This window comes from Pseudomaricurvus sp. ABR4_320, assembly GCF_056159445.1.
The window spans coordinates 298,506-323,925 of sequence record NZ_JBSWVF010000002.1; the positions used below are offsets into that span (position 1 = coordinate 298,506).

Here is a 25,420-nt window from a genome sequence, read left to right on the forward strand (position 1 = left end):
CTTAGGCCGGTAGTGTTCCCTGAAATTTTAGCTCAATCCCACCTTGTCGTTTGTTGAGCAACCATCGACCGTTTTCTTTGACGATTTCATCAGAAAAGCTGCCAACCAGCAGTGTACTGTCCGCAATGACGGGTAATCTGTCTGCTGCTGGACCAGTAACCAGCCAGACGCGGCTTTGTGCCTCTACAGTTTCTGGATCTAGGACGTTAAAAGTACAGTTGCTGATGATGTGGCAGGTTGTGCGGGGTGGTCGCGCCAAAAATGACGCTAGAATCGCCTCTCGGCCCTCTACGCCATTGTGGGGATCACTAGGACGAAACAGAATACCGTCTTGAGTGTAACAGTTGGCGAGGGCTTCCCAATCGTTATTATCCATCAGCATGGTCACTTTATTGAGAAGTTGCTGACATTCCCATTGAATCTGATTGATCGCGTCTAGTTTCATGTGTGTCTCTGTTTATTCTCTTGGGTTGTCGGTTAACCACGTTATTAGTGCATTGGCGATTTTCTGAGGGGCCTCTACGGTTGACATATGCCCAACGCCCTTCAGTGCAACCAAGTTAGCCGAAGGTAGAATACGTCGCATGTCTGCGTGTTGAGCAACGGGGCTCCAATTGTCCTGATCGCCACTGAGTAATAATGTCGGGACGTTAACGGTTGCCAGTACAGATTCGGCGTCGGGTCTTTCCAGTAAAGCCTGGATTTCACCGTGAAAATCCTCCGTTGTATGGCGCAAAATCATGTCGCGTAATTCTGCCATCAGGACTGGATCATCGCGTCCTGAGACGCTCATCATCGGCGGCAGCCAGCTGTCGGCGACGGCGGTCATTCCCTGTTCGTCAGCGAGGTCGAGCAGTTTTTTACGACCGGGGATTTCACTGTCGCGTTTGGCATGTACTCCAGTATTCAATAGTGCCAAGCGAGCAATCCTGTCAGGTGCCTGTCGGTAAACCTCCAATGCAACACGCCCCCCCATGGAATGGCCAACCAGGGCAAATTGATCGGGCATGGCATCGAGTACTTTGGCGGCCATTTGAGCGATACTTGTGCAGCCAGCAAAACTGAACGGCGTAGGGCTGCACACCGCGTTTAGGGAAGGAATGACGTCTCGCCACATACGGGCATCGCAGAGGAGGCCGGAAAGTAGCGCAACTGCTGGCTTGTTTTCCACCGGTTGACTCATCGAACAGAAATCCCCTTAGCGATTGTCGTAGACAATATGGCCCAGTGCGGTATTTGAAATGGGCACGTGATAGTGCCGGTGCAGTTCGGTGATTTGAGCGTTGAGAGCCCCGCGCATAATCAACCACATGACCATTTCACAGCCTTCCGTTCCCGATTCGCGAATGTACTCGGTCTGAGAAATTTTCGCCAAATCTTCGTATTCGTTGAGCAGTTTATCGAGAAACAGATTATCCCAGTCACGGTTAATCAGGCCGGCGCGTGGGCCAAGCAATTGGTGACTCATGCCGCCAGTACCCCAGATCTGAACATTCAGATCGTCGTCGAAATTGGCGACCGCTTTGCCAATGGCGCGACCAAGATCCAAACAGCGCTGGCCGGAAGGCGCTGGGTAGATGACCGTGTTCACCGCCAACGGAATCACCCGGCAGGGCCAGGCGTCCGGTTGATCGAAGACCATCGATAAGGGCACGGTCAAACCGTGATCTACTTTCATTTCGTTGATGATCGTCAGATCAAAATTTTGTTGGATGACCGACTGGGCGATATGCCAGGCGAGGTCCGGCGCGCCTTTCATCACCGGTACTGGTCGAGCGCCGTAGCCTTCGTCGGCAGGTTCGTATTCTTCACCGCAGCCAATGGCAAAGGTTGGAATTATTTTCATATCAAAGGCGGTGGCATGGTCGTTATAAACCAAAATAACCACGTCAGGCTTTTCTTCCTGTATCCATTTACGGGTAAATTCATAGCCGCCGAAAATGGCTTTGTGTTCGTCTTTTTTGGAATCTCCGACATCAATCAGGCGACCCAAGAGTGGTACGTGTGACGTGCCGAGACCGGCAGTGATCCGAGCCATTAGTCTTGCTCTCCTATATAGCGATTGCCTTTGGGGGAGCGACCACCGTTTTTCATCATGTTCATATATTCTTCGGTGGTCATGTCCGTCATCGTCGAGACCGCGGCAGCGACGCTGAGGCCATCGGTCGAGCTGACTTTTACCAGGTAATAGATATTGCCGCCGAGGCTGATGAGTCGGTTAAAATCGCGGTCCAGAACTCCCTGTTTTTGTTCTTCTGTCATGGGCCACTCGTCCAGGTAAGCCCGTTCATCAGCTTTAAAGCGCTGGCGGTTTTCCTCTTGCATGAGTGACATGCAGAACTGGTTTAGGTGGTAGCCTTTTCGCGCCATATCCGCGTCGAAAACAGTCGTGCCGGGAATATCGAGATAGGGTTTGTCGAGAGCCATAGAGTCTCCTGATAGAAGGTTTCCAGCCCGACTCAATCGTGCATCGGGCTGGCGGAGCAAGCGTACTATTCTTCGCGCCAGCCCTTCAATCCAGAGTAGGATTTGCGGGCAACTTCAGAGTAGGGTACAGCAGCCACAACGGCTTTGATTTCCATCTGCTTATGGGGTTCAACGGTTGGCTTGCTGGTCCCGCCATTTTCTTCACCCCATACGAAAACGACCTCCGTGCCGGGTTCCGCAAAGGCTTCATCAATCATCGCCAGGGTCAGCATGACGCGTTCGTTGGAGGTGTAGGCGCACCAGGTGGACATTCCAATCACTTCACCGTTGACCATGACTTTATCAAACGGATGCATACAGTAAACGGCTGATGGGAAGTCCATAAACTTGCCGCGTTCGTTCTCCTTACCAAATTGAGACATGATGACACGAGCGACGTCGTCGTCATCCAGGACAAGCGTGACTTTTTTGCGCTGTTTTTCTTTTGCCATTTTTTCCAGTGCTTCACGACCGATAAAATCATGGTCGAATTTGACGAAGAAACCATAGCCGAGATCCCAGGGTGTCAGATAATAGTCTTCAATGTTGTCTGATTTGAAGCTACCACCCAGTGAGCAGGTGCCTTCATAACCGTCAGCGGGCAGCCATTCACGATAGCCTTTCATACTGTCGCCCGTATAAATGGCCGGCAGCGGAGAGGGGATCCAGCCGGATTCAATGGTGTTGGACGCATAGGTTCGTCCACCCACTTGCTTCAGGCCGAATTCTTCTCCCGCTTCAACAATAGCGGCCTTTATGGCAGCGCCATCTTCCCAGGGACCGAACAGCTCGAATCCGGGTTGACCGGCCATGCCGTGCCGTAGCGCGGTAACCGTTTTGCCGCCGATGGTTATTTCGCACATGTTAAAGAATTTTAAGTCGGGTGGTGTTTCTCCCAGGACCTTTTCCATGGTCTTCATGGCATTCGGGCCTTGGATTTGATAGCGGTAAGACTTGCGAGAAGATTTGTCTTTGCGCATCGCCGTGCGCTGATCGAGGGTGCAGGTGACGTCATAGCCGCCCGTTTCGGCATGATATTGCACCCAGTTCAGGCTGGGTGCCCGTCCCACCAAGTTGAACGTATTTTCTGCAAGATAGAAAAGAATGACATCGCCAATCACGTAGCCTTCTGGTGTGCAAGGGACAAACTGTTTGGCTTTGCCCGGCTTGAAGCCTGCGAAACTGTTAATGGCTAGCTTTTCTAATAATTTGAAAGCGTCTGGGCCTTCCACCAACAGGTCTGCCATGTGGTAAGACTGGTCAAACAGGCAGCAGGTCTTCGCCCAGCCGCTTTGCTCGTCACGCCAGTTGGTAAATTCTGGTGGTACGCCTGGATAGACGTTGGGCCCAACCTGGGCATTGCGCAGCATGTTGGCAATGCTGTCCGTGGACTGGAGTTTTTCTTCGAGGTTTTTATGCGCCATGATCTTATCCGTTATTGACTGTGTTGTGTGGAGAGGCAATGGGAAGTTGCCGTCTTTTTCTGGTAGATCGTTATTGTGTCGTCCCCGCTTTTAGCGGTTATGTCTTATTCCCTAATTTGTTATTCCCTAACCGCAACGGAATCCGGGACAATAGTCTCCGTGACGTTGAGGTTACTCTTCGGATGTATACAAAGAGTTTGGGTCATAAGTCGAAAATATTTCGCCCTGGTTATTCTGTTTATGGTTGTAAGGCTATCCGAGGTGACGACTATAAATCAACAATCTGGACACAAAAAAGTTGTTTTTGGTTGATATTCAGCGATTAATTTAACGGTTTTTCCCAAGGTTGTATCCCATGTTGGCGCTATTGATTGTCGGTAGAGCCCCCGGAATTCACGTGGAACCCCGGGTTTCAGGATTTTCTTGCGGAAGGATTGACAAAGTCTTACGTCGCCTTAGAATGGATACAAAACTAAATAATGTATACAAAAAGGGTGATTCTCGGGTTTCTTCAGAGTTTGTGCAGCCTTGTCGAAGTCCAGCTTCATAATGACGGGCTTAAGGGTTACCGTGCGTATTTCGAATTGCCATCTAAGAGATTTTCTATCTAATAAAGAGTGAAGTAAAACAATGGATAATACCTTCATACTGACCATTTCATGCGAAGACAGTCCTGGCATTGTTGCCTCAGTGACGACCACCCTCTATGAGGCGGGCGCTAATATTGTGGACGCTCAGCAGTTTAATGACCCTAACACGGGACACTTCTTTCAGCGTATCGCATTCACCGTAAAGCCGGGCATTGTGGTGGCCGAAACCGTGGAGCCAGCGTTGAAAGATACGATTGGTCGCTTCAACGGTAAATGGCAGTTGAAGGGGGCTTCAGAGCACAAAAAAGTCGTCATTATGGTGTCTAAGCTCGATCACTGTCTGGGGGATTTGCTCTATCGAGTGAGAATCGGTGAGTTGCCCATGGACGTCGTGGCGATTATTTCCAATCATCCAAAGTCTGCGTTAAAAGTGTCGATGATTGGTGATATCCCTTATCACCACTTGCCGATTACGCCAGAGACCAAGCCGCAGCAAGAGGCCCAGATTAAGGCAATCGTGGAAGAGACGGGGGCTGAGTTGGTTATCTTGGCTCGCTATATGCAAATTCTCTCCGATGACATGTCCGCCTATCTGTCGGGGCGCTGCGTCAACATTCATCACAGCTTTCTGCCGGGCTTTAAGGGCGCTAAGCCATATCACCAAGCGTTCGAACGTGGTGTAAAACTGATTGGGGCGACCGCCCACTTGGTTACGGCCGATCTCGATGAGGGGCCAATTATTGAGCAGGATGTTGAGAATATTACTCACGCGGATACGCCCGATGACTTGGTTCGTAAGGGGCGCGATATTGAACGTAGAGTTCTGGCGAGAGCGGTAAGTTACCTGCTGGAAGGGCGGGTATTGCTGAACGGCTCGCGTACCATCGTTTTTAGAAACTGAGCGATATAGAAAGGTGTATACCAATCTTTCAAGCCCACTGTGAAAGCGAATACTGAGGGAGTTCAAAAAAGCCTCAGTATTGTTATGGGCATTAGCATTTGCTTCGCCCGCCAAAGCATAAGAAAATAGCGCCCCTTTGATTTCGCCGTAGCCTAGCGGTCAGGCCATGGGGCCTTCGTACTCACGATGTTGGGCGCTGGCATGTCGTCTGGCCTGCGGGGCAATTGACTCCTGCGGTGCAGATGCATGTCGGCCTGAGTTGTGAGTTGACATGATCTAGACAGCCGTCCGGTCGGGACGGTATGCGATATTATCTGATAAGGATGAGCCATGAGCGCCCTGATTCTGGATGGCAAAGCCGTTGCCAAGCGTACTGAAGCCGAGTTAACCGAACGTGTCGCCCGGTTGAAAGAAAAAAGCGGCGGCCAGACGCCAATACTGGCGACGATCTTGGTGGGTGGCGATCCAGCCTCAGCCACCTATGTCTCCATGAAGCAAAATGCCTGTCGTCGCATTGGGATGGACTCCATTGCCGTAAAGCTTCCGGAAGAAACCACCACTGAAGAGCTGTTGGCAAAAATCGAAGAGCTGAACAGTAATCCCAATTGTCACGGGATCCTACTTCAGCATCCGGTACCTGAGCAAATCGATGAGCGCGCCTGTTTTGATGCGATCGCACTTGCAAAAGACGTCGATGGCGTTACGTGTTTGGGATTTGGTCGCATGGCCATGGGCGAGGCGGCCTATGGTTCAGCGACGCCGCAGGGTATTATGCGGCTGTTGCAAGCTTACGACATAGAAATGAACGGCAAAAATGCCGTTGTGGTTGGCCGCAGTCCGATTTTGGGTAAGCCTATGGCAATGATGTTGCTCAATGCCAACGCAACGGTGACCATCTGCCATTCTCGAACACAAAACCTGGCTGACATTGTAAAGCAGGCAGATATTGTCGTTGGTGCCGTGGGTAAGCCCGAGTTTATCAAGGCTGACTGGATTAAGCCTGGCGCTGTGGTGCTGGATGCGGGTTATCATCCAGGCGGTGTGGGAGATATTGAGCTGGCGCCGCTTAAAGAGACGGCTGCGGCTATTACGCCAGTGCCCGGCGGTGTTGGCCCGATGACAATTAATACGTTAATTCTTCAGTCGGTTGATGCCGGTGAGAAGAAACTGGGCGTTTAAATTTTTAGTATCAGCGCGGAACTAGCAATGCAGCAGGTCTATCTTGGTCTCGGTAGCAACATTGATCCTGAGCGCAATATCGCGGCAGGTATTGATGCGTTAGGCGAGCAGGTTGGGCCGCTGTCTCTGTCCAGTTGCTATTTAAATCCTGCTGTCGGATTTCGTGGAGCCGCCTTTATTAATCTGGTCGTCGGATTGCGTACGTCCTTGCCATTGGCCGAGTTGGCCGTTGTGCTGCGGCAGTTAGAGGTTGAGTTCGGTCGCACCGCAGATTGTAAAAAAAATTCCTCCCGTCATCTCGATATCGATATTTTGACGTATGGGAATTCGCTGGGGCAGCACAGTGGTATTCAATTGCCTCGCAGCGAAACGACTTGCGCGGCTTATGTGTTGGCGCCATTTGCCGAGCTGGCTCCAGACTTGGTATTGCCGGGTCAGGAGCTGACGTTGCGGCAACTGTGGCTGCAATTTCCCAAGTCTGGTTTAAATCTGGAGCGAATTTCTCTGGATAATTACGCATTATCGGTGGGGTGATGGATCTTTTGATTCTCTGAGATTTGTCTTACTGTCTCTTGTCAAAACAGCTCTCTTGTCGCCCTCATCATTCATTAGTTTCTGCTTCTTTTTAACAAGGCTAGTTTATGGAGTCCTCTCCTTTACAGACGCTTCGCGAAATGATCCTCTCCGGAGAATTGGTTCCCGGAGAGCGCATTACAGAGGTGAGTTTGGCGGATCGTCTTGGCGTGTCGCGAACACCGATTCGTGGTGCGCTGCCGATTTTGGCCGCAGAGGGCTATATCGAGCCAGTTGGCAAGCGTGGATATTCCGTCAAGAAATTTGTTGCCGCCGAATCTCTTAAAGCGCTCGAATTGCGGGCGTTATTGGAAGGCGCTGCGGCGAAATATTTGGCGGAGCAGGGGGCGAGTGAGGAGGTATTGCTGGAGTTAGAGCTTTGTCTGGTGCAAGGGGATGAGCTTTTTAAAAAGCGGTATTTAACCCATGACGATGAAGAAAAGTATGGTGAAATGAACGCACGCTTTCACCGAATTATTGTCGATAATTGCGGCTCTCCACCCCTCATCACTTTCGTTGAGCGTCTGAACAAAATGCCGTTCATTAATCCATCGGTGTTGGTGTTCGATCAAGTGGGATTGGATAAAGCGTATGAGCTGCTGTTTCGCGCCCACGGTCAGCATCACGCCCTGACTGAGGCCATACGTAACGGCGATGGTGCCCGAGCGGAATCCTTGTTTCGAGAGCATGGAAATTCCCAGCGGCAAAGTCTGTTTTCCCGCGCGAAAAAGCGCAATATCGATATAGAGAAAGAGTTGGAGAAAATAACGCCAATCGTACCCGTCTGACGTTACCGACACTTATCGCAATAAATGTTGAAACCTGCCGCGCTTGTGTGCGGGTTAATTCTAAATGTTCTCCCGGTCATGGCCTGTGCTGGCAGTCCCGTCAGCAATAATCCGGACTTTCCTGGCAAATCCCTCGTATAGCTTTTCGGTATTTCCGTTTGCAGTATTCCGTTGAGAATGCTGTCTGAGTGGTTTTGGTTAACATCAGGAATTTTGTGAAAGCGTTATCTCTATCTCGTCGCACAGCCTTAAGCTGGCTTGGGGGTGCAACCTTATGGCACCTCACCTCATCGGCATTGGCAAAAGCCTCTGGCTCTCCCTATCCGAATACTCTGGATCATGAAACAGAATCTCGCATAGGCAGCTTGCTTACACAAATGACCTTGACGGAGAAGCTGGGGCAGCTGGTGCAATACAATGATGTCGGCGTGGCTGCGACCACGGCTGCCGATGGCGATGCGCTGCAGGCCTTTAATCCGGATGCTGAGACGACGGTAGACCCTTTGGCACTGGCAGCCAATGGTGGTATGGGGTCAATGTTGAACATTGTCGGTGCGGAAAAGACGCGACGATTTCAGCGGGCTGCGGTTGAGGACAGCCGCTTGGGAATACCGCTGTTGTTCGGCGCCGATATTCTTCATGGCTATCGTACGATTTATCCAATTCCACTTGGCCTTGCAGCAACCTGGGATGCGGATGTTGTGGAACAGGTTTCCGCTGTGGCCGCTGCTGAAGCCACGACAGCCGGCGTCCGTTGGTTTTATTCGCCGATGGTCGATGTATCCAGAGATGCTCGCTGGGGGCGTGTTGCTGAGGGCGCCGGTGAGGATCCCTACCTGGGGGCGGAGATGGCAGCCGCTTACGTACGCGGCTATCAAGGAAAAAACCTGGCAGACCCACAGCGCGTGGCCGCCACGCTGAAACACTTTGCGGCCTACGGCGCCGCTGAGGCGGGGCGGGAATATAACACCACCGACATGTCTGACCGCCAGCTACGCGAGGTCTACCTGCCACCATTTCGTCGAGGTATCGATGCCGGTGCCGCTACCGTTATGACGGCGTTTAACGCCTTAAATGGCGTTCCGGCAACGGCGGATCATTATCTGCTCAACGATATTCTGCGAGACGAATGGGGATTTGGTGGGGTGGTGGTCAGCGACTACACCGCCGTCAAGGAGCTGCTCAATCACGGTGTCGCCGTCGACCCGGCAGAGGCCGCCAAGAAGGCGTTTATGGCCGGGACGGATATCGACATGATGTCGAATTTTTTCGATCGAGAGTTACCCGAACTGATCGCCCGTGGTGAGGTGCCTATGGCGGCTATTGATGCGGCCGTCAGGCGGATATTGCGCGTGAAATTCGCCTTGGGTTTGTTCGACGACCCTTACGTTCAGGGTAGAGAAGTTACCGCAGCCGTTCCCGCACATCGGCCCGCGGTCAGAGAGGCGGCGGAGAAATCCTTCGTCTTGCTGCAAAACAAGCCGCTAGGCGGTCAACCTTTGCTGCCGCTATCTGCAAGATATAAGCGAGTCGCCTTGATCGGCCCATTGGCGGATAGCGCCGTTGATATGCTTGGCCCTTGGAGTGGCTCGCCGAAACGGGAAGATGTCGTGACCTTAAAATCGGCATTGGCGAAACGAATCTCAGCAGAAGGTGTGGAGCTACACGCAGTAAAGGGGCTTGCGGGTGTTGATGTGGCGTCGTCGGACTCAACAGAAACTGACATCGCCGCGGCAGTTGCTGCCGCTCGAGATGCTGATGTTGTCATTATGGCTCTCGGTGAGTCTGGTCAGATGAGTGGCGAGGCAACGTCTCGTACAGAGCTGGAGTTGCCTGGCCAGCAGCAGAGGCTGTTAGAAGCGGTTCACGCTGCAGGAACGCCAATCGTCTTGCTGGTCTTTTCTGGTCGACCGCTGGTGCTTGAATGGGCGGCAGATCATGTTCCGGCCATTATGGCGGTTTGGTTTCCTGGTACTGAGGCAGGCCATGCGCTGGTGCGCACCTTGTATGGTGATGTTTCTCCCTCCGGGAAATTACCCATGTGTTTTCCCCGCAATGTTGGTCAGCTGCCTCTCTATTACGGTCAATTGCCCACAGGCCGTCCGGCTAACAATTCTGACTATGGCCCTTCAACCGGGGGCGGCAAGTATGTGTCACGCTATATCGACTCCCCAAACAGCCCGCGATTCGTGTTTGGTCACGGCCTAAACTACACAGAATTCCATTATTCAAATCTACGTTTATCCCGGCAAGAGGTGGGGCGGTCAGGCTTGCAGGGGACTGGTAATGATGAAGTCGTGCGAGTGACAGTGACGCTGGCGAATCGTGGGAATTCCTCTGCCGATGAGGTTGCCCAGCTCTATGTTGGGATAACAGGGGTGAGCTTATCCCAGCCGGTGAAATCGCTGAAAGGTTATCAGAGAGTATTCCTGCGGCCTGGTGAGCAAACCCTTTTGAGCTTTTCTCTGAGCGTAATTGACTTGTCGACGATCGGTCAGGATGGCGCTGCATCCCTGGCTCCCGGGCGCTATCGAGTGTGGGTTGCAGGCAGTTCTCGCGTGGATGATGCCGTAATGGCGAGCTTTCAGATTCTGGACTAATCCGGTTCTGCAGTAGGAGGGGCTTAGGTGTAAAGCCGCGTAAAGATCTCTGCAGAAACAATATCTGCTTTGACAATGTCTGCCTTGGCAGATATTGTTTCGGCAGATTCAGCGGAGGCAGACTGTGAACGCGAAACCTTATTCAAAGGAATCTTTTCGAACGGCGGATTCCATTGGGTATTTATTAAAAATGGCCCACTCCCTCATGATTTCTTCGGCGGAAGAAATTTTTCAGGACAACGACATTTCATTTATGCAGTGGGTTGCGATGCAAAAGATTCGCGAGAATGCCGTTGTAACCTCCGGTGATCTCTGCCGTGCAACCCATTACGACAGCGGCGCCATGACCCGCATGATCGATCAACTGGTCGCCGCTGGCTATGTCGTGCGCGAGCGCAGTGAGCGAGATCGTCGGGTTGTGCAGCTAACCCTTACCTCGGCCGGTGTCGATAAACTCGACCAAATGCTTCCAATCGTCGTCGACAATCTAAATGCCTACTGCGATGAATTTGACGATGAAGAGTTCGCCATGCTGGTGTCTTTGCTCAAGCGTATGATAGGTCGCATCTGCAAAGTCAGCGGTCGTCCATTACCGGAAGCTCTGAGATGATGGTTCCTCCCATGCTGAAAAGTGGTATCGCTGCGACCACCTTGGTTGCATTACTCAGTGGCTGCGCCATAGCGCCAGATGTTGATCAGCAGGCGAGTCGGTTATCAGACAATCAGCTGGGACTGCACGGTATCTCAGTTGACCCTGCGACAGCACAGTGGTGGCAGGCTTATGCCGACCCCCAGTTGAATCGTTTGATTGAGTTGGCCCTACAAAACAACCCGGATCTCTCGCAAAGCCTTTCCCGTCTTCGTGCGGCCAGAGCACAAACGCTGGCTGCGGGCGCGCCTCTACAGCCTCAGGTTGATTTATCGGCTGACGCCACCCGCCAACGTCTTTCGGAGAATTATATTTATCCGTCGCCCTATGCAGGTTCGATGCGCTGGTTTGGTGACATGCGACTTGGGTTGAACTGGGCACTGGATTTCTGGGGGCGTCAAGACAGCCTGCTGTCTCAAGCGGAATCCCTACAAGCATCTGTGGCCCTCAATCATGAGGGGGCGAGACAAGCGTTGTCGGGCGCCGTGGTTGAAGCTTACCTGCAATATTATCGGGCAGAGCGTTTACTGGCGATTGCCGAAGCCAGTGAAGCCCAACGGCAGTCGCTGGTGAAATTGACCCGTGGCCGTGTCGATGCGGGGCTGGACACTGAGCTGGAACTCAAAAATGCCGAAACTTTGCTGCCGCAAGCAAGGCAGGCGAAGTTGCAGGCGCAGACGTTGCGAGATTTGGCGGTACATCAGTTGGTGGCGCTTTGCGGGGATGGCGCGGAAGCTTATGCGACGATCGAGCCCAGCCATTTGAGTATCGATGCTGGTTTACAGGTTCCTGATGAACTGCCGTTGAACCTGTTGGCAAGGCGCCCGGATCTGCTGGCTGCACGCGCCCAGGTCGATGCGGCCTCCGCCGGTAAGAAAGCAGCTCGCGCAGCCTATTATCCGCAGATTAACTTAACTGCATTTGCCGGGTTTCAAGCGATTGGGCTCGACGATTTAACATCCGGCAACAGTAAGGTTTACGGTGTCGGTCCAACCTTTTCGCTGCCCATTTTCGATGGTCAACGGCTCGATGCGAATTACCAGGGAGCCAGCGCTGATCTCGATCTCGCTATTGAGACTTATAACGCTGCTGTCGTGGATGCGATTCGCGATGTCGCGGATCAAATCACTAAGCATCAGTCGTTACAGCAACAAAAGTATGAAGCTGCGGCCGCGTTACAGTCCGCAGAGGGCGCCTGGACGCTGGCAAAAACACGGTATGAAGCGGGGCTGACAGGGCAGCTGGTGGTCCTTGATGCGGAATCCCGTATGTTAGACGCCCGTCGCAATATGCTGGCGGTAGATGTGGATCTGGCCAGTAGTGAAGTAGAACTGTTAATGGCGCTGGGGGGAAGTTTTCTCCCTCAGGCCACCGCCAATACTCCGGCATAACCGGAATGGAGCAACGGACAATGTCACAAGCAATACAAGAACAAAATGAGAGCGGCGTTGAGACGAATAACCGCAAAAGAAATCTGCTGGTGCTGGCACTGGTTGTGGTTATTTGCTTGGCTGCCTACGCAGCATACTGGTGGTCCCACGCCCGTTTTTTCGTGAGCACCGACAACGCTTATGTCACCGGGGATATCGTACAGATCACCAGTGAAGTGCCCGGCACGGTAACCACGCTAAGCGTTGATAACACAGAGAGTGTCACTCTGGATCAATCTCTGTTGTCTTTGGATCCGGCTGATGCCGACATCGCGGTTGCCGAAGCCAAGGCAGATTTGGCTCATACGGTGAGGGAAGTTCGTGGATTGTTTGCGAGTTCCGCCGGGCTTGAAGCTCGCATTGACAGTCAGCGGGTTGAGTTGGAAGGAGCCAAGGCTGATTTGCAGCGTCGAGAAAAAGTGGCGGCAGCGGGCGGAGTTTCCCACGAGGAGCTACAGCATTCGAAAGACGAAGTTGCGCGATTGCAGGCGTCGCTCCAATCGACTCGCGAAGATCTCGCTCAGGTCAATGCGCAGATTGATAATACCACCCTCGACGATCATCCGGATATTGACGCTGCAGCAGCACGGTTACGGAAAGCCGTACTCGATCGTCAGCGCACGGAAATTAACGCTCCGGTCGCCGGTGTTGTCGCTCAGCGACGTGTTGAAATTGGTCAACGCATTGAGCCAGGTGATCCCCTAATGACGGTGGTTCCTCTGTCGTCGGTCTGGGTCGACGCCAATTTTAAAGAAGTACAGTTACAACAGGTTCGCGTCGGCCAGCCGGTTACCCTAGAAGCCGATCTCTACGGCAGTCGCGTTGAATATCATGGTCATGTTGCGGGATTGAGCGCTGGGACAGGCAGTGCGTTTGCGTTGTTGCCCGCGCAGAATGCCTCGGGTAATTGGATCAAAATTGTCCAGCGTCTGCCGGTACGTATCGCGCTGGATCCGGCCGAACTGGAACAACACCCTCTGCGTGTAGGGCTGTCGATGAACGTGAAAATTGATGTCCATGACACATCTGGCAGTATGGTGGCAACCCAAGTGCGACCCGCGCGGCAAGTCGACCGCCACAGTGCTAAAGATGCCCGTGAGGCTGAGCAGATGATTTCCAACATCATTGATGCCAGCAACGGAGCCGCAGCGCTTGTTGATAATGTTGATCTCAGTGCATTGGTGCGTCCGTGAGCCAGTCGGCGACAGCGTCCGCAAGTGGCAGCCAAACCGGTGTTCCGGATGTCCCGGCTCGGGGGCTGGTGATCATTGCACTGGCGTTGGGAACCTTTATCCAGGTGCTGGATACCACCATCGCCAATGTTTCCATCCCTACTATCGCGGGCAATCTCGGTGTTTCTTCCAGTCAGGGTACCTGGGTTATTACATCATTTGCTGTGGCGAACGGGATTTCTCTACCCTTGACCGGTTGGTTGATGCAACGCTATGGCGTCGTTAAAACATTTGTCGCATCTGTAGCTCTATTTACTCTGGCGTCATTTTTGTGTGGGGTCGCCTGGAGTATTGAATCTCTGATCTTCTTTCGTATTTTGCAGGGCGCAGTATCTGGACCCATGATTCCGGGCTCGCAAGCACTGCTGATGTCTCTGTTTCCTCCGAATAAAAAGGGTTCGGCATTGGGCATCTGGTCGATGATGACCCTGGTAGCGCCGGTGTGTGGCCCAATTTTTGGTGGCTATATTTCCGATAATTTTGCCTGGCAGTGGATCTTTTTAATTAATGTTCCTGTCGGCATCGCCTGTAGTGTTATTTGCTGGCGAGGTCTGCGTCACCTTCCTACGAACACCCGTAAGCTGCCGATTGATGGCATTGGTTTGGGGTTGTTAGTGATTTGGGTTGGCGCCCTGCAAATTATGTTGGACTTGGGGAAAGATCGAGATTGGTTTGCATCACCATTGATTGTTACTTTAGCCATTGTAGCGCTGATTGGCGTTGTGACTTTTTATTTGTGGGAAAGAGATGAGAAGCATCCGATCGTCAATTTGAGTTTGTTCAAAGACCGCAATTTTCTCGTGGGCACCATCGCGCTTTGTCTCGGCTTTGCGGTACTTTTTGCATCCATTGTCGTGCAGCCACTTTGGATGCAAACCTGGCTCGGTTACAACGCAACCTGGGCGGGCTTGGCGACGGCACCGAGTGGTTTGGTGGCCATGTTTATTGCCCCGATTGTCGGTCGTAAGCTGGATTCTATGGATGCGCGTCTCCTGGCCAGTGTGTCGTTTATGGTGTTGACGTTTTCGTTTTATCTACGCACAGGTTATAACGCAGAAGCGTCCTTTTTCGCATATGTTGTTCCCATGTTATTTCAAGGGGTGGCAATTTCTGCTTTTCTGGTGGCGATCATGGCCATCGCGTTACAGAATATCAGTCCTCAACAAATGCCTGCAGCCAGCGGATTGATGAATTTTATGCGAATTACGACCGGCAGTTTTGCCACCTCTCTGGTCACAACGTTTTGGGAGCATGATGCGGTGCGGCATCAGACGCAGCTGGTTGAGGGGGTAGATCCAACAGTATTGCAACAGTCCATTGACTCATTGGCTAATCGAGGAATGACGGATATTCAAGCGATTGATCGAATTACGGAGCTGTTACTGAATCAGGCTTATTTAAAGTCGATTATAGATTTCTTTGCGATTGCTGGTTGGATCAGTCTTATCGCCGTTGTTTTGGTTTGGTTTTCAAAACGTGCATCGAATTAATAGCTGCTTGCAACTCTGGCACTTTCCGATTGATACATGCTTTAGTGTTTGAATTGTCCCACGGCGCTCAGCGTTCTTCGCTGAGCGTCGTTGAGCTGTCCCACCAAAGACTCCAGTTCCGTAAAGTTATTTTGTATTTGTGACGCTTGCTTTTGTATCGTGATGGCGTTTTGTGTCGCGTTGGAAACCAGTTTGAGCTGCTGGTCAGACGTTTCTCGAATTCGACGAGTCTGATCATTGACGGCACTGATATCCGCCGTGAGACTGGTGAAATTCTCCAAAGATTTTAGACTGTTGTCGCTCGCCGAGGCGGTGGCCGTTTCAGTATTTTGCATAAGTGTCCGCAATCGGCCGGCTTCCGAGCGAATGGCGTCAAGCACGCGACTTATTTCTCCTGTCGACTGTTTGCTGCGCATTGCTAACTGCCTTACTTCATCGGCGACAACTGCGAATCCTCGGCCTTGATCTCCAGCCCTGGCGGCTTCAATGGCCGCATTTAAGGCCAGCAAATTAGTTTGTTCTGCCAGTTCATTGACTTGGTCTAAAATGCTCTGAATATCGTTGCTCTTCGTGAATAGCGTCTCGCTGCCAGCAACCGCTTGTGCGTTGACGTCCGCCAGTTGATTGATGCTGGAGCAGTTGTCTTCGATTAAGGATTGGGTGGTATCGGTAATCTGCAAAATCGCCCGCACTGACTGGCTACCACTCTCGCAGAGGCCCATCATATCTTTTGACGCTGCGCCTACTTGTTCAAAACTCGCGCCGATTTCAGAATTGTGTGAACTCGCGCGATCAAATAACCTACGAGTATTTTCCGAGAAAGCAACCAGTTGGTTAACATTCATCTGAGTGCTGCCGGATGCTCTCTGTATTTCTTGAAACAGATCGTTCAGTGACTTGATCATGGTATCAAGGGCTTGCGCAATCTGGCTGCATTCGTCCTGGGCGCGAGTGTCAAGTCGTACCGCCAGGTCACGATGGTTAGCAATGTGCTGAACCTGGTGAATGAGCGTGTTGATACGTCGGCGTGTTCGTTTGAGTGACATAGCGCTGATACAGACAATTCCAATCACGAGAGTTGAAAGGCTAAACATCAAAAGGTGATTGAATTTCTGACTGCTTGTTGCCGTTGCCTTGGAGTGTTTTAGCAACAGAGACTTATTGGCTTCGAGCGTTGTTTGAAAGCCGTTGATCACGGTTGTTGCCAGACCGAACCAATTGTCAGGCGTCAGATTTAACGGCGCTACGCCAATCGGTGCATTGGCAAGTACTGCATCGATGATGTTGATGAATTGTCTGGCTTCGCCTGTTGATAGCGGATTCTTCAAACCATCGGATTGGGTAAACGTTGCCTCTTTTTCAAGTTCATCTAACAGAAACTGCAGTTGGCCATACCAGACAGATATGTCTCTTGCGGCTAACGTGGATAGATCTCCTGCTGCGAATACGCCATTCATTCTGCCTCTTAATTTACCCAGTTGCTCTTTTATCCTGGCAAGCAGTAGGGATGTCATCATGGTATGGCGTACATTGACTTGGCTGACATCGATCGCCATTTTAATTGATGTTTCTAGTAGCAAATGATTTAGGTCGGAATAGTCATAGAAGACATTCGATGCGTTGTTCGAATCTACCGCAGAACGAATACTCGACAAGGATTGCATTTTTTTAATACATGATCGAAGTTTCTGGAGTAGGGGACAATATCTGTGTTGAGCATGCTGAGCTGCTCACTTGCGATACGGACGGTGTCATCAACAGTTTTACGTTGCTGGACGATTTTATCCCACAGAGCGGGGCTCTTAGATTTCAGATAACCCGCAGTCATTCCGCGTTCGACGGCTACCTGATGGGCGATATCCTGAAACTCATTGCTTAGAATAACGAGATTATAATCTGAGTTGGCACCTCGTGTAATTTCACTGTTATTTTGCACGAGGTAGAAAGCACCTGCCGCGAGCAGAACGACACTTGTCGTTAAGATGAACACAAAGTTTCGGAAAATTGAGGCGCGCAAGAACATAAGCTGTCCAGTATAGAGGCGTCATAAGGGATGTAACTAATACTAGTTCAGACTTTTTCACCTGCTAGTTTGCTCAGCAATTCATGTCTTTATAGGCGAAATAGGTTTAAAAGAATTTCATTTATATTCCATAATTCTCCAACTTATTCATTTAGAATGAATTTCGCGCCTGTGCTTGCCCGGTAAATAATTTTATTTTTTACCGCTATCTCTGTAAGGATCGGATTCTCAGTCAGGTCTTCCTTGGTACTTTGACCAGCCAATGACAAGGACTTGATATATGTACTCGGGAATTTCCCTTAGCTCATCGTTGTTAAAATTTACCAAAGGTAGTATCGCTGCAGCTGTCATTTTGAGTGCGACCGGAGCAGCATCCCTCGTAAACGCTGCGCCCAACACCAATACAACTTATGATCGTGGTGGTGTTGTCTACATTATGAAAAATGGTGCCCAGGGAAATGTGATCTCCGTGTTCCAGCGCAAGCGTAATGGTGATCTGCAGGCTCTGCCGGCGGCCAGTGCGGCGACGGGTGGATTGGGCGGCGGAGACAATGCTGCGGTCGATCCTTTAGGATCGCAGAGCTCGCTCTATTTTGACGACGAATTGCACATGTTGTTTGCTGTAAACGCCGGTGACAATAGCATTTCCGTCTTACAGCCTTCGCCCAACGGGCGTCGCTTGACGTTGTTGTATAACATCGCGTCTGGAGGAAAGATTCCCGTCAGTTTGAAATCCAGTGGCGGCTATTTGTATGTCCTGAATGCTGGCGAAAGTGGCTCCGTAGCTACCTTTAAGTTGGGAAAAAAGAAGCCTCGACTGGTTAATCAGCGGTCTCTCGGATTGAGTAATGCGTCTTCAATACCTTTTGATCAGATCAATGCGCCTGGCCAGGTTGGATTGGATGAACTGAATCGACAACTGGTGATTACTCATGGTGGCGGGCAAGAGGTGCTAACGATAGCGTTGAATGACAAGGGCATTCCAAGTGGCGGTATCGTCCATTCGGCAACTCCCGGTGTTGTACCTTTCTCGTTTGCCGCAACGGACTTTGGAAACCTCTTGGTGACCGAAGCGGGCTCGGGCGCTGTAACATCATTTAATCCCCCTGCTGATGGCAGTGTACTGCAGCTTAATACAGCAAGCGTCGCCAATGGTCAGGCTGCAACCTGTTGGATTGTCGTTCACGATAAAGGCTTCGCCTATGTCAGCAATACCGCGTCAGACACCATCAGTTCCTATACCTATTCTCGTACAGGACAATTGACGTTGCTCAACGATATTGCGGGGGCGGCTATCGGCGCACCGACCGACATCACCTTGGCGGCAGGAGGGCGCTTTCTGTATTCTCTAAATCCTGGCAGCGGGACTATCTCTGGATTTGCGATTAATCCGTACAATGGTCGTCTTCGTGAGGTCGATTTGGAATCCGGTCTTCCAGCGGGGCAGGGCATTCAGGGAATTGCAGCATTTGATTTTTAAGCGCGTTCTGCTGGATGATCTGCGTCCTTGGTATCCGAGTTAATCACAAGAAATGTCGTAAGGAGGGCTGATTAAGACTTATCTTGGGGTGGTTCAGATTGCTCCAGATAATCGTTAAATGCGGCAGTAACCTCGTTTAATTCATTGATAATTTCCGGCAGTAGGGGTTCAACAATATCCCAGCGCTTTTCCCGAGCGGCATTCACTGCCGCTTTGGTCATGCTGTAAAGTACTTCACAACATAGATTGCCGGAGCTTCCTTTCAGCCGGTGCAACAGGTTGCTCAAATCATCGAGGTTTGACTGCCGGTTCACCTGCTGTAGCTGAGCTTGAACATCCGCACAATCTTGCAAAAACAGCGATAGCAGTCGAGGTAATCGTGAGGCTTTGCCACCGATCTTAGTCAGCAAGTCATCTCGATTCCAACTCATTTCTTGGGAGGTGTTACTGGGGGCCGTTGCCAAGGGTATAACCTTGTTATCCTTTGGCCAGTGCGCATGGATCGTATCGATCAATGTCTTCGGAGCGATTGGTTTGGACAGAAAATCATTCATGCCTGTGGCGAGGCATTTGGCTTTATCACTGGGCTGAGAGTTTGCCGTTAATGCAATGATGGGAATCTGTTTATAGTGCTTGCCTCCGTAGCCTTCCCGTATCGCATGAGTAGCCTCATAACCGTCCATTTCCGGCATTTGGCAATCCATCAATATAACGTTGATGTCGTCACGCTCTTGAAGTTTTTTTAACGCCACACGACCGTTCTCGGCGATATCCACCGGAAATTGAGCATTTTCAAGCATGGCTTTAACCACTTCTTGATTGACGAAATTGTCTTCCACCAACAGGATAATGCCTTCTTTTGATGTGGATTGGTTCGCTTGTGCGTCCGTCTTTTCAATTTGCTCCGCGGGGGGACTGTGCTGCTCATTGATGGCGCGGCGCAAGCCTGCGGGTGTTAGTGGGCTGGCGAGAAAAGCGTTGATTGCGCCAGTAGTGCACTGTGTCTGGTTTGACTGACTTGACAATGCAACGATGTGCTGGGGGGTATCTGTCTCCGTATTCCCTTCCGGATTAGCGTTACGTAGTTCACCGGCAAATTGGGGGTCGACAAACACAAGCGGGTATCGATTGATCTCTCCGGGCGTGAGCGATTGAAAATCTCGGCGTGCACTTACCCGATAATTCCAAGCCTCTAATTGGCGTTGCAAGCCTTCGCTGAGCTGATCCTGAACGCTGACGAGCAAGACGTCTGTGGGGGGACCCAATGTTTCGTTTTTTGATTCTGAGCGATCATGAGACTTTTGCAAATTGATATGAAATTGAAAACGACTGCCTGCGCCGGGTTGACTGATCGCGCTGATTTCGCCGCCCATGAGTTCGCACAGTTGCCGGGCGATGGTCAGTCCTAATCCGGTACCTCCGTATTTTCTGGTGGTGGATGAGTCCGCCTGGGTAAATGGCTCAAATAACTGGCGCAGGGCGTCGGCTTCGATGCCGATTCCAGAGTCTGTCACTGTGCAATGCAGTTGTAAGTTTTGTCCTGTACGACGTAGTTCAGCATCGACGCGTATGCTGCCCGTTGACGTAAATTTGATGGCATTGCTCAACAGATTGTCGAGAATTTGTCGAAGGCGTGTCGGATCACCATTGACGTTTTCCTGGCCGATTCCAGTTGCGTCGAGAATGATCTCAAGTTGTTTTCCGTGAGCAGCAAGGGCGTGGGTTTCAATGATTTCACTAAAAAGCAAAAGGAGATCAAAGTCAATTTCTTCAATACTGAGTTGACCCGCTTCAACTTTTGAAAAATCCAGTAAGTTGTTAACGATGTTGAGTAATGTGGTGCCACTTTTCTCAGCCAGCTCCAGTCGCCGACGCTGTTCCGGATCAAAGGACTGTTGTTTGGCTAGGCCAACCATGCCAAGCACACCGTTGATTGGCGTGCGAATTTCATGGCTCATTTTGGCTAGAAACTGACTTTTCGCTTTGGTTGCCAGCTCGGCTGTTTGTCGGGCGGCTCCCATTAAATCCTGAATTTTTTTCAGCTCGGTGATGTCAGTGGAAACACCGAGAATAAACGCCTGTTGTTCTGAGTTTTCAAAACGAATTTTTCGTGTTAGCAAAACATGTCTTTCACCGTTGGGGAAGCGGATAGATTCTTCCGTTTCAGCGCTGCCCTCACGAAAGGCTTTGCGATCTTCAATTAAAAACTCTTCCCGTTCTGGTGGGCTATAGCCTTCCAGTGTCGTGTAGCCGATTACTTTGTCTCGCATCTGCTCTGGGTAGAGATCGATAAAGCGGCGATTGGCCGAGATGATTCTGAAATCCTTGTCTTTTACAAAGATATAAGCCGGAATGTTTTCGAAAATGAGCTGCTGAAAATCGTGGAAGTCCTGCAGAGTTTTTGCCGAACGTTTTTTTTCGGAGATGTCTGCTTGAGTACCGGTCATGATGAGAGGTTTGCCATCAGCGGTCCAGCTGATGATTTTGCCACTGCTGTGAACCCAGACCCAGTGTCCTTGTTTGTGTTTAACTCTCAGATCACAGTCGTAATTGTCAAGTTCCCGTCGAAAGCACTTTTCCAATTGTTCAAGTGATATCGCCAAATCTTCTGGGTGGACGCGCTCGGTCCATGTGTCGACGGTAATAGGGTGCATTTCAGTCAATGAATACCCGATAATTTCTGCCCAACGATCACTGACCCGCACCGAGTTGGTTTGCAGGTTCCATTCCCATATGCCAACCCGTGTCGCGTAAATAACGTCTGCGAGTCTGGCTCTTTCCGACTGTAATGCTTGTTCGCTTTCTTTCTGGCTGGTCTGATCAAAGAGATAACATCGGAGTGTGTCAGGATCATTGGATTCGTTGCGAGTCAGGCGAGTGAGGCTGTAATACCAGCGGTATTTGCCGTCGCGCATACGCAGTCGATAGGACTGCTCATACTCATCGACGCCGTTGTTAAGATTGATTTCCGCCAAGCGCAAAAGCTTGATGCGATCGTCAGGATGAATCAGGTTGATATAGGGTAAATTAGCTGAGAGTAACTCGTCGGCGGGGTAACCCAATACCGCTTCACAGTTTTTGGACGCATAAATCAAAGGCCACTCAGCTGTCGATCGCCATATCAGAAAGGCAACCGGGCCGCTGACAAAAAGGTCATTCTCTTCAAGGATTCGCTGCTCTAATGTCAGTTCGATTTCGGTCACCGCACAGTCGGCGAGATCCTGCAGTGATTGACGCTCAGTTTCCGACAGACAACGGGGTGTAGTGTCCAGGATGCAGAGAGAACCCAACGCCATGCCATCCTTGGTACGCAGCAGCGCGCCTGCATAATAGCGAACGCCGGATTTCAATAGCGCTTGGTAATTCTGTTGGCTGGACAGTGCGCTGACATCGGGAATTTCCAGTAATTCGCCGTGTTCAATTGCCAGGCTGCAAAGTGATGTGTGACGCGGTGCTTCTTCCACCTGCCAGCCAAAGCGGGATTTAAACCAGACACGTTCGGCATCGACGAATGATATCAGTGCGTAAGGCACGGAAAACATACCGGCCGCGAGCCGGGTAATACGGTCAAAGCGTGCTTCAGGCTGGCTGCCGACGAGTCCCGTGCGCCACAACGCTGCCAGGCGCTGTCTTTCCAGGCTGATTTTAGCGTCTTCGAGATCTGAGTTCTGGCCACCTGAGGCTTCAGGTTTTATTGGGTTCATGATGTAAAGGCTGTCACTGAGTTGTTATAGTCTGCGTGCCATCAGCAGCTTCTGGCCGTGACTGGTGTGGAGAAATTGACTCTCTCTAATATCGAATAATTCATAAAACCATAGCAGGTCCGTTGTCATGTGGGAATTCGCCTTTTTAGATCGGTGTCGAGTAAGGCGACATCAGCTGCCAGCGATCGGTTCGCTGATTTTCGTGTTCAGTCTGCCGGCTCTTGCCAACGATCTCGCACAGCAACCGCTGGACCTAAGCGGTTTTGCCGATGGGATTGCCCATTGGCAAAAGAAAAATGATCTGTTTGATTACCCGCGCTGTGATATCCGTGACACCGACTGTATCGCCGACAACATACTGATGCGTCAACGGGACAATGGCGGTTGGCCTAAGAACTTCGATCCGCAACGTTTATTGCAGGCGTCTGAGAAAACTGAGATTTTGCGCCAAAAAGGCGCCCTTGATGCCACTTTTGATAACCGTAACGTGTTTACTGAAATTGACTATATGGCTGCGGCTTATGATCAAACAGGGGATGAGCGTTACAAAGCGTCAGTGGTTGCGGGGTTACAGTATATTCTGAAAACCCAGTACTCCAGTGGTGGTTGGCCGCACACGGCGGCACGTGCAGAGGCATACTACCCCCATGTCACCATCGCCGACGGTGTTATGCCCGGTGTATTGGGATTGCTTAGGCGTATTGTAATGGGAGATACCAAATACCGTTTTTTGACGTCAGATCTGCGTGAGCAGTTAACCGCAGCGCTGACAAAAGGCGACCAGTTACTGCTCGATCTGCAGATTAGGCGAGATGGAAAACGCTTGGGATGGGCAGGGCAGTATGACCGTAAAACGTTGCTGCCGGTGCAAGGCCGCTCTTTTGAATTACCGGCGTTAGTCAGCTGGGAAACCGTCGATGTCTTGATGTATCTGACATCAATTGACCAGCCCACTGCAGATCAGAAGGTGGCTATCGTTGCGGCAACTCGTTGGTTGCAAGCCGCTTCTCTGACAGGATTTCGCATTCAAGAGGTCGCTGCTGAGCGGGTTCGTTATGAGTATCACGCCAGCTCGCAGGACAGGGAAGTGGTCGATGATCCTAAGGCTCCGAGAATCTGGGCGAGATTTTATGACTTGGATTCGGGGGCGCCTTTTCTGGCCAATCGCACGGGTGAAAAGGTGATGTCTTTGTCTGAGGTCGAGCGAGAGCGACGTACCGGCTACGATTGGTATGGCTATTGGCCTGAGTCCTATCTGACTTACCGTTATCCTGAGTGGCAGTCGCGGATTCAAATGCAGTCCTCAAAGCGCCTATAGTGCGTGTTTCATAACCAATGGTGTTGATTTTTATGCCATAAGGGCACCAATTGGTCAGTTTTTACTGAAATATGCGCCTGTTCAGGTGGTTTTTTTCCAAATGGAGACAATACTTATAAAGAAATTGTCCGTTGTGGACGTGTATTGCGGTGGACGAGTCCTACGAAGACGCCGCCTACCGAGTCAGATCAGTGAAGGGGCAGTAGATGACGGCGTTCGACAGAATGTCTACGGGAGATTTGGGAATGACAGAAACCGAAAGATCGATCACCATCCATCGGGTCTTTAACGCTCCGATTGAAAGGGTCTATCGGGCATTCGTAGATCCCGCGGCTAAGGAGTATTGGGAGCCGCCCTATGGGTTTCTGGGACGCGTGCACGAATGGGATTTTCAAGAGGGCGGCATTTATCGCATGACCTATACCCATTTCGCTACCGGCAAGGTACATGTGTTTGGTGGTCGTTTTCTGGAAATTGTGGAAAACGAGCGTCTGAAAATGACCGACAATTTCGATGATGCTTCTCTCAGTGGAGAAATCGTCACGACGGTGAGTTTTAAGGTCGTCGGCGAGGGCACGGATGTTCACATTTCTCAAACGGGAATCCCAGCAGAAATTCCACAGGAGAATTGCTATGTCGGCTGGCAGCAGTCGATGATTCAGTTGGCGCAACTGGTCGAGACAGATCCCGCTGCCGCCACTGAGTCCTAATCCCAGCGTTTCTACCGCCTTCGCGATTACCAGCTACCGGTATTTTCCATCGATTGCCAGGGTTCCTGTGGCGGTAGTGATTCACCTTTCTGCAGCAGCTCCAGCGATATTCCGTCGGGTGATTTCACAAATGCCATATGTCCATCTCTCGGTGGACGATTGATGGTTACGCCGTTGTCCATCAGCTTCTGACAGGTGTCATAGAGGTTGTCGACTCTGAACGCCAGATGGCCAAAATTTCGACCGGAATCGTAGTCTTCCGTCTTGCCTTCATCGTCCGGCCAGTTGTAGGTCAGTTCGAGCAGCGGGCTTTTACGGGATTGCGCTTCGCCGGCATTTTCATCGGCGGCGAGAAACACCAGGGTAAAACGCCCCTGTTCGCTCTCTTTTCTGTCCACTTCGACCATGCCCAGCAATCCGCAGTAAAAATTGAGTGTCGCATCTAGGTCGCGAACTCTGACCATCGTGTGTAGATATTCCATGGGTGTCTCCTGTATTTCTAATCATCACATGCATGAGCGCACGCGGTAGGCTAATTGCGATTCTACGTCGATTTGGCAGGCTCAGTTTACCCGAGCAGAGTGTTTGGCGAGATGATATCGCGTTTTTGTATTGGAAAATCCAAGTCCCTGTGATTTAATTTTGAGCGACAAATCGACGTGTTACTCGTTTAGTTGGCTCATGGCTTAAGTTTTTCATGCCAGGGTGCTGCTGCCGAGATGTAATGCTTTCCTTTTGTTCAGTTCTCTCTAGAGCTGGCGCATGTTTGCGGTTGGTGCAACTTCGACATCAGACAGTAAGCATGTAGCGCACGGCCATCCTTTCCCCCCCGGGGATGTCGACAGGGATCAACCAGTATCCCG

Annotated in this window: 21 protein-coding genes; 13 read left to right on the top strand and 8 right to left on the bottom strand. The window is 51.1% G+C overall.

Annotation, left to right across the window (positions count from 1 at the left end; all coding sequences use genetic code 11):
• Nucleotide 1: 1 nt before the first annotated feature.
• The 5 genes from ACXAFR_RS04515 to desA form a co-directional block, all read right to left on the bottom strand.
• Nucleotides 2-445, bottom strand: a complete 444-nt coding sequence (locus ACXAFR_RS04515; protein WP_475172587.1) for a nuclear transport factor 2 family protein — start codon at nucleotides 443-445, stop codon at nucleotides 2-4.
• Nucleotides 446-457: 12 nt separating this feature from the next.
• A complete protein-coding gene (locus tag ACXAFR_RS04520; RefSeq protein WP_475172593.1) occupies nucleotides 458-1,183 on the bottom strand; it encodes an alpha/beta fold hydrolase in 726 nt (241 codons plus the stop codon).
• A 15-nt stretch (nucleotides 1,184-1,198) separates the two neighbouring features.
• On the bottom strand, nucleotides 1,199-2,038 hold the full coding sequence (locus ACXAFR_RS04525; protein ID WP_475172596.1) for a class III extradiol dioxygenase subunit beta: 840 nt from the start codon (nucleotides 2,036-2,038) through the stop codon (nucleotides 1,199-1,201).
• Entirely contained in the window at nucleotides 2,038-2,427 is a 390-nt protein-coding gene (ligA, locus tag ACXAFR_RS04530) for a protocatechuate 4,5-dioxygenase subunit alpha (protein ID WP_475172599.1), read from the bottom strand. Before ligA ends, ACXAFR_RS04525 begins: the two co-directional genes overlap by 1 nt.
• A 65-nt stretch (nucleotides 2,428-2,492) precedes the next feature.
• Nucleotides 2,493-3,890: a syringate O-demethylase gene (gene desA / locus ACXAFR_RS04535; RefSeq protein WP_475172602.1), complete on the bottom strand. Its 1,398-nt coding sequence runs from the start codon at nucleotides 3,888-3,890 to the stop codon at nucleotides 2,493-2,495.
• 630 nt (nucleotides 3,891-4,520) lie between these two features.
• On the opposite strand from desA, the gene purU reads away from it, so the two are divergent.
• From purU to ACXAFR_RS04580, 9 genes are all read left to right on the top strand, one after another.
• Nucleotides 4,521-5,381: a formyltetrahydrofolate deformylase gene (gene purU, locus ACXAFR_RS04540; RefSeq protein ID WP_475172605.1), complete on the top strand. Its 861-nt coding sequence runs from the start codon at nucleotides 4,521-4,523 to the stop codon at nucleotides 5,379-5,381.
• A gap of 330 nt (nucleotides 5,382-5,711) precedes the next feature.
• Nucleotides 5,712-6,560: a bifunctional methylenetetrahydrofolate dehydrogenase/methenyltetrahydrofolate cyclohydrolase FolD gene (gene folD / locus ACXAFR_RS04545; protein ID WP_475172611.1), complete on the top strand. Its 849-nt coding sequence runs from the start codon at nucleotides 5,712-5,714 to the stop codon at nucleotides 6,558-6,560.
• 27 nt (nucleotides 6,561-6,587) lie between these two features.
• Entirely contained in the window at nucleotides 6,588-7,094 is a 507-nt protein-coding gene (gene folK, locus ACXAFR_RS04550; protein WP_475172614.1) for a 2-amino-4-hydroxy-6-hydroxymethyldihydropteridine diphosphokinase, read from the top strand.
• 107 nt (nucleotides 7,095-7,201) lie between these two features.
• Complete coding sequence (locus tag ACXAFR_RS04555) at nucleotides 7,202-7,921, top strand: GntR family transcriptional regulator (protein ID WP_475172616.1); 720 nt, start codon at nucleotides 7,202-7,204, stop codon at nucleotides 7,919-7,921.
• A gap of 215 nt (nucleotides 7,922-8,136) precedes the next feature.
• The gene (gene bglX / locus ACXAFR_RS04560) at nucleotides 8,137-10,521 is read left to right on the top strand and encodes a beta-glucosidase BglX (protein WP_475172619.1); all 2,385 of its coding nucleotides are present in this window, start codon (nucleotides 8,137-8,139) and stop codon (nucleotides 10,519-10,521) included.
• Between the two features lie 124 nt (nucleotides 10,522-10,645).
• Nucleotides 10,646-11,131 carry a MarR family winged helix-turn-helix transcriptional regulator gene (locus tag ACXAFR_RS04565; RefSeq protein WP_475172622.1) on the top strand — a complete coding sequence of 162 codons (486 nt, stop codon included), beginning with the start codon at nucleotides 10,646-10,648 and terminating at the stop codon, nucleotides 11,129-11,131.
• Entirely contained in the window at nucleotides 11,128-12,561 is a 1,434-nt protein-coding gene (locus tag ACXAFR_RS04570; protein WP_475172624.1) for an efflux transporter outer membrane subunit, read from the top strand. Before ACXAFR_RS04565 ends, ACXAFR_RS04570 begins: the two co-directional genes overlap by 4 nt.
• 20 nt (nucleotides 12,562-12,581) lie before the next feature.
• Nucleotides 12,582-13,793: a hypothetical protein gene (locus ACXAFR_RS04575; protein ID WP_475172626.1), complete on the top strand. Its 1,212-nt coding sequence runs from the start codon at nucleotides 12,582-12,584 to the stop codon at nucleotides 13,791-13,793.
• Complete coding sequence (locus ACXAFR_RS04580) at nucleotides 13,790-15,322, top strand: DHA2 family efflux MFS transporter permease subunit (RefSeq protein WP_475172629.1); 1,533 nt, start codon at nucleotides 13,790-13,792, stop codon at nucleotides 15,320-15,322. Before ACXAFR_RS04575 ends, ACXAFR_RS04580 begins: the two co-directional genes overlap by 4 nt.
• Nucleotides 15,323-15,363: 41 nt before the next feature.
• On the opposite strand, the gene ACXAFR_RS04585 is transcribed toward ACXAFR_RS04580, so the two are convergent.
• Nucleotides 15,364-16,986, bottom strand: a complete 1,623-nt coding sequence (locus ACXAFR_RS04585; RefSeq protein ID WP_475172632.1) for a methyl-accepting chemotaxis protein — start codon at nucleotides 16,984-16,986, stop codon at nucleotides 15,364-15,366.
• 11 nt (nucleotides 16,987-16,997) lie between these two features.
• Here ACXAFR_RS04585 and ACXAFR_RS04590 point away from each other — a divergent pair, with 11 nt between their 5' ends.
• Both ACXAFR_RS04590 and ACXAFR_RS04595 read left to right on the top strand, forming a co-directional pair.
• Nucleotides 16,998-17,201, top strand: coding sequence for a hypothetical protein (locus ACXAFR_RS04590; RefSeq protein WP_475172635.1), 204 nt, complete (start codon nucleotides 16,998-17,000; stop codon nucleotides 17,199-17,201).
• Nucleotides 17,202-17,625: 424 nt separating this feature from the next.
• Nucleotides 17,626-18,825 carry a lactonase family protein gene (locus tag ACXAFR_RS04595; protein WP_475172639.1) on the top strand — a complete coding sequence of 400 codons (1,200 nt, stop codon included), beginning with the start codon at nucleotides 17,626-17,628 and terminating at the stop codon, nucleotides 18,823-18,825.
• A 71-nt stretch (nucleotides 18,826-18,896) separates the two neighbouring features.
• Here the strand turns inward: ACXAFR_RS04595 and ACXAFR_RS04600 are convergent, their stop codons facing one another.
• Nucleotides 18,897-22,529: a PAS domain-containing protein gene (locus ACXAFR_RS04600; protein ID WP_475172645.1), complete on the bottom strand. Its 3,633-nt coding sequence runs from the start codon at nucleotides 22,527-22,529 to the stop codon at nucleotides 18,897-18,899.
• A 127-nt stretch (nucleotides 22,530-22,656) separates the two neighbouring features.
• On the opposite strand from ACXAFR_RS04600, the gene pelA reads away from it, so the two are divergent.
• Both pelA and ACXAFR_RS04610 read left to right on the top strand, forming a co-directional pair.
• A complete protein-coding gene (gene pelA / locus ACXAFR_RS04605) occupies nucleotides 22,657-23,847 on the top strand; it encodes a pectate lyase (protein WP_475172650.1) in 1,191 nt (396 codons plus the stop codon).
• Between the two features lie 245 nt (nucleotides 23,848-24,092).
• Nucleotides 24,093-24,557 carry an SRPBCC family protein gene (locus ACXAFR_RS04610; protein WP_475172654.1) on the top strand — a complete coding sequence of 155 codons (465 nt, stop codon included), beginning with the start codon at nucleotides 24,093-24,095 and terminating at the stop codon, nucleotides 24,555-24,557.
• Between the two features lie 26 nt (nucleotides 24,558-24,583).
• On the opposite strand, the gene gloA is transcribed toward ACXAFR_RS04610, so the two are convergent.
• On the bottom strand, nucleotides 24,584-25,039 hold the full coding sequence (gene gloA, locus ACXAFR_RS04615; RefSeq protein ID WP_475172658.1) for a lactoylglutathione lyase: 456 nt from the start codon (nucleotides 25,037-25,039) through the stop codon (nucleotides 24,584-24,586).
• Between the last annotated feature and the right edge of the window lie 381 nt (nucleotides 25,040-25,420).

Bases quoted from the DNA above. Each gene is read 5' to 3' on its own strand.
- purU (WP_475172605.1), top strand. From the start codon at position 4,521: ATGGATAATACCTTCATACTGACCATTTCATGCGAAGACAGTCCTGGC.
- ACXAFR_RS04590 (WP_475172635.1), top strand. From the start codon at position 16,998: ATGATCGAAGTTTCTGGAGTAGGGGACAATATCTGTGTTGAGCATGCT.
- ACXAFR_RS04520 (WP_475172593.1), bottom strand. From the start codon at position 1,183: ATGAGTCAACCGGTGGAAAACAAGCCAGCAGTTGCGCTACTTTCCGGC.
- ACXAFR_RS04600 (WP_475172645.1), bottom strand. From the start codon at position 22,529: ATGAACCCAATAAAACCTGAAGCCTCAGGTGGCCAGAACTCAGATCTC.
- ACXAFR_RS04585 (WP_475172632.1), bottom strand. From the start codon at position 16,986: ATGCAATCCTTGTCGAGTATTCGTTCTGCGGTAGATTCGAACAACGCA.
- desA (WP_475172602.1), bottom strand. From the start codon at position 3,890: ATGGCGCATAAAAACCTCGAAGAAAAACTCCAGTCCACGGACAGCATT.
- folK (WP_475172614.1), top strand. From the start codon at position 6,588: ATGCAGCAGGTCTATCTTGGTCTCGGTAGCAACATTGATCCTGAGCGC.
- ACXAFR_RS04595 (WP_475172639.1), top strand. From the start codon at position 17,626: ATGTACTCGGGAATTTCCCTTAGCTCATCGTTGTTAAAATTTACCAAA.
- gloA (WP_475172658.1), bottom strand. From the start codon at position 25,039: ATGGAATATCTACACACGATGGTCAGAGTTCGCGACCTAGATGCGACA.
- ACXAFR_RS04555 (WP_475172616.1), top strand. From the start codon at position 7,202: ATGGAGTCCTCTCCTTTACAGACGCTTCGCGAAATGATCCTCTCCGGA.
- ACXAFR_RS04525 (WP_475172596.1), bottom strand. From the start codon at position 2,038: ATGGCTCGGATCACTGCCGGTCTCGGCACGTCACACGTACCACTCTTG.
- pelA (WP_475172650.1), top strand. From the start codon at position 22,657: ATGTGGGAATTCGCCTTTTTAGATCGGTGTCGAGTAAGGCGACATCAG.
- ACXAFR_RS04575 (WP_475172626.1), top strand. From the start codon at position 12,582: ATGTCACAAGCAATACAAGAACAAAATGAGAGCGGCGTTGAGACGAAT.
- folD (WP_475172611.1), top strand. From the start codon at position 5,712: ATGAGCGCCCTGATTCTGGATGGCAAAGCCGTTGCCAAGCGTACTGAA.
- ligA (WP_475172599.1), bottom strand. From the start codon at position 2,427: ATGGCTCTCGACAAACCCTATCTCGATATTCCCGGCACGACTGTTTTC.
- ACXAFR_RS04515 (WP_475172587.1), bottom strand. From the start codon at position 445: ATGAAACTAGACGCGATCAATCAGATTCAATGGGAATGTCAGCAACTT.
- ACXAFR_RS04610 (WP_475172654.1), top strand. From the start codon at position 24,093: ATGACAGAAACCGAAAGATCGATCACCATCCATCGGGTCTTTAACGCT.
- ACXAFR_RS04570 (WP_475172624.1), top strand. From the start codon at position 11,128: ATGATGGTTCCTCCCATGCTGAAAAGTGGTATCGCTGCGACCACCTTG.